6 protein-coding genes are annotated in these 3,253 nt (G+C 75.4%); 1 reads left to right on the top strand and 5 read right to left on the bottom strand.

Annotated elements, in window-relative coordinates:
- A partial coding sequence (locus MNZ27_RS21685; protein WP_242396169.1) for a cupin domain-containing protein occupies positions 1–541 on the top strand: 541 nt, incomplete at its 5' end.
- A gap of 76 nt (positions 542–617) precedes the next feature.
- On the opposite strand, the gene folB is transcribed toward MNZ27_RS21685, so the two are convergent.
- From folB to MNZ27_RS21710, 5 genes are all read right to left on the bottom strand, one after another.
- Positions 618–974, bottom strand: a complete 357-nt coding sequence (gene folB, locus MNZ27_RS21690; RefSeq protein WP_242396170.1) for a dihydroneopterin aldolase — start codon at positions 972–974, stop codon at positions 618–620.
- 68 nt (positions 975–1,042) lie between these two features.
- A complete protein-coding gene (locus MNZ27_RS21695; RefSeq protein ID WP_242396171.1) occupies positions 1,043–1,417 on the bottom strand; it encodes a DUF488 domain-containing protein in 375 nt (124 codons plus the stop codon).
- Positions 1,418–1,513: 96 nt separating this feature from the next.
- Positions 1,514–2,080 carry a GTP cyclohydrolase I FolE gene (gene folE, locus MNZ27_RS21700; RefSeq protein ID WP_242396172.1) on the bottom strand — a complete coding sequence of 189 codons (567 nt, stop codon included), beginning with the start codon at positions 2,078–2,080 and terminating at the stop codon, positions 1,514–1,516.
- Positions 2,061–2,588: a 2-amino-4-hydroxy-6-hydroxymethyldihydropteridine diphosphokinase gene (gene folK, locus MNZ27_RS21705; protein ID WP_242396173.1), complete on the bottom strand. Its 528-nt coding sequence runs from the start codon at positions 2,586–2,588 to the stop codon at positions 2,061–2,063. The genes folE and folK overlap by 20 nt, the downstream gene beginning before the upstream one ends.
- A gap of 120 nt (positions 2,589–2,708) precedes the next feature.
- The gene (locus MNZ27_RS21710) at positions 2,709–3,086 is read right to left on the bottom strand and encodes a response regulator (RefSeq protein WP_242396174.1); all 378 of its coding nucleotides are present in this window, start codon (positions 3,084–3,086) and stop codon (positions 2,709–2,711) included.
- Between the last annotated feature and the right edge of the window lie 167 nt (positions 3,087–3,253).

The following is a 3,253-nucleotide window of genomic DNA, read 5'->3' on the forward strand; positions in this document are numbered from 1 at the left end:
CGGCCCGGCGGCCGCCTGCCCGGCGGCGGGCGCGCCGCCGCCGGAGCGCCGGCCGCGCGGGCGGGCGGCGGGGCGCGACCGGGCACATCGTGTTTCACGGGGGAGGCGCGACATGATCGGCGAGCAGACGGGTGAGCGGCGCGAGGGTGGGGGGCCGGCGGAGCGTGGCGGGAGGCACCTCGCGGAGCCGGTGCGCGAGCTCGATCTCTCGGAGGAGGCGTGGTCGCTGCGCGAGGAGGACGCGTGGCAGCGCGAGGGGCACAGCGCGCGGACGCTGGTGAAGACCGAGAGCCTCCGGATCGTGCTCATCGACCTCAACGTGGGGGCGCGCCTCGGGGAGCACCGGGCGGTGTCGCGGATGTCCATCCAGGTCCTGACGGGGCGGATTCGAGTCGAGCTCCCCGGCGACCAGCGGGAGCTCGAGGCCGGGCACCTGCTCGCGATCGACGAGCAGATCCCGCACGACGTCGAGGCGCTCGAGCCGAGCACGCTCCTGCTCACCCTGGCGGTCGCGGAGGGCGAGCCGCTCCCGTCGCACTGACGGCGACCCGCTCGCCTCGAGCTGCCACGCGGCGCGCGACGCACGGCGGTGGCGGCACGACGGCGACGGCGCGTCGCTACCCGGGCGCGTCGCGGGTGATCTCGACGCCGGCGCTCCGCGCGAAGCGCAGGGCGCCCGGCTTCTCCACGACGACGTCCACGCGCCGGACGCGTGGGTCCGCCAGGCACAGCGCCGCGACGCGCTCGGCGAGCGCCTCGACGAGCTGGTGACGGGACCCCTCGGCGGCCGCGAGGATCTGCTTCTTGATCGCCCGGTAGTCCACGGCGTCCTCGAGCCGGTCGCTCGCGCCGGCCTTCCGGAGGTCGGCGTGGAGCGTCACGTCGATGAGGACGTCCTGCGGCTCGCGCCGCTCCTCCGCGTCCACGCCGAGGACGCAGCGCACGAGCAGCCCGCGGATCACGATCCGGTCCATCGCTCACCTCTCGCGTTCATGGCGCCACCCGCTTGCGCCGCAGCAGCTCGATGCGATTGGGTGTCGCATCATGGCGCCTCGGGAGCGACCCCGCGCCGCTCCTCGAGCGCCTCACGCAGGACGACCGCGCCGTTGTGCTCCTGGTCCCGCGCGCCGTAGACGAGCGTCACGGTCCCCCGGGCCGCCCGGCGGGCGAGGTCGTCGAGCACCGCGCGTCCGGGGCCGGTGCGCAGCTCGGCGAGGTAGCGCCGGGCGAACGCGCGAAACCGGGCGGGATCGTGGCCGAACCAGCGCCGCAGCTCGGGGCTCGGCGCGACGTCCTTCGCCCAGAGATCGAGGCGCAGCGCCGCCTTCGCGATCCCGCGCGGCCAGAGCCGATCGACCAGCACGCGGTACCCGTCGCCGCGGGCCGCCTCGTCGTACGCACGCTTTATCCGGACCATGCGCGCCCTCCCCGGCGCCCCCGCTCGCGCACCCCTCGATGGGAGCGGCGGCGCGTCCTCATCGGCCCCGGTGACCTCGCGCCCCTCGCGTCATCTTCACAGGTGCCGCCGGCCGATGAGCGTCAGGAACTCGGTGCGGGTCGCCGCCGACCGGCGGAAGCTCCCGAGCACCGCCGACGTGGTCATCATCGAGTTCTGCTTCTCCACGCCCCGCATCATCATGCACAGGTGCTGCGCCTCGATCACGACGCCCACGCCGTCCGCCTGGATGGCCTCCATCACCGCGGCCGCGACCTGCTCGGTGAGCCGCTCCTGGAGCTGCAACCGGCGGGCGAAGTGATCGACCATGCGCGCGAGCTTCGAGACCCCGAGGACGCGCCCCTGGGCGACGTAGCCGACGTGGGCGCGCCCGAAGAACGGCAGCACGTGATGCTCGCACAGGCTGTAGAGCTCGATGTCGCGGGCGATCACCATGTTGTGCGTCTCCTGGCCGAACACCGCCTCGTGGACGAGGTCCGCGACCTCGCCGCGGTAGCCGGAGGTCAGGAAGGCGAGCGCCCGCGCGACGCGGGCGGGCGTGCCGACGAGCCCCTCGCGGGAGGGATCCTCGCCCACCTCGCGGAGCAGCTCGCGGACGAGCGCCTCAACGCGGCCGGCGTCCATCGACGAACCTCCTCTCGAGCGCGCGCGAGAGGTCGGGGAGGGGCTCCATGGGGTAGGGCGGCAGCTCGCGCGCGAGGTCCGCGAGGCGCGCCCCGGAGCCGGGGAGCACCAGCTCCGGCGCGAGCTCGAGGAGGGGCACGGCCACGAAGCGCCGCCGCGCGACGTCGGGGTGCGGCAGCTCGGGCGAGGCCGACACCGCGTCGCCGTGCAGCAGGAGGTCGAGATCGATCGGGCGGGGCGCGAACCGGTCGGCGCCGCGCCGGCGCCCCTCGGCGTCCTCGATGCGATGGAGCAGCGCCTGGAGCTCGGCGGGCGGGAGCGCGCCCCGGAGCTCGACGACGCCGTTCACGAACGGTGGATCCGACGGGCGCCCCAGCGCGGGGGTCCGGTAGAACGTGGAGACGCCGCGGAGGCCGACGACGTCGGCGAGGCGCGCGAGCGCCCGGGGGACGTGCACCTCCGGCTCGACGCTCGAGCCGACGCCGACGAACGTGCGGGCCTCCGCCACGGGATGACGGTAGGCACCCGCCGGGCGCGCGAGAAGGAGGCCGCTCGCGGTCGCGGCCGGGGGAGCCGCCGCCCGCCCGGCGATCGCCCGGTCTCCGCGGTCCGCCGCGCCGCAGGCGCCCTAGGCGAGGACGCTCGAGATGGCGGCGAGCAGCTCCTTCACGCCGAACGGCTTCAGGAGGATCGCGTCGGCCGGGACGTCCTCGCGCAGCCTCGCGTTCGGATGGCCGGTGGTGAGGACGAGGCGCACGTTCGCGAGGCGCGGGTTCCCGCGGATCGCCGCGGCGAGGGCGCGTCCGTCCATCCCGGGCATGAGGAGGTCGAGCAGGACGACGCCCGGCGGGGGCTCGTCGTCGAGGAGCCGGAGGGCGGTCGGGGCGTCGCCGGCCATCGACACGGGGTACCCCTCGAGCTCCAGGCACTCGGCGAGGTTCTCGCGGAGCGCCGCGTTGTCGTCCACGACCAGGATGCGCGGGGCGGTGCGCGTGCCGTCGCTCATGGTGGAGGATGCGTGTAACCGCCCGTCCGGGGGCGGGCAAGCTCGAACCGCGCGGGGAGGGGGATCAAGGCCCGTCGAACAATCGACGGGCCTTGACCATCCAGGAGGGGCGGGCCGTCGCCCGCCCCTCGCGCCCGAAGTGAATTCGGGCGCTTCACCCCACCCGC

Origin of the sequence: Anaeromyxobacter oryzisoli (assembly GCF_022690765.1) — a bacterium.
GTDB classification, from domain to species: domain Bacteria; phylum Myxococcota; class Myxococcia; order Myxococcales; family Anaeromyxobacteraceae; genus Anaeromyxobacter; species Anaeromyxobacter oryzisoli.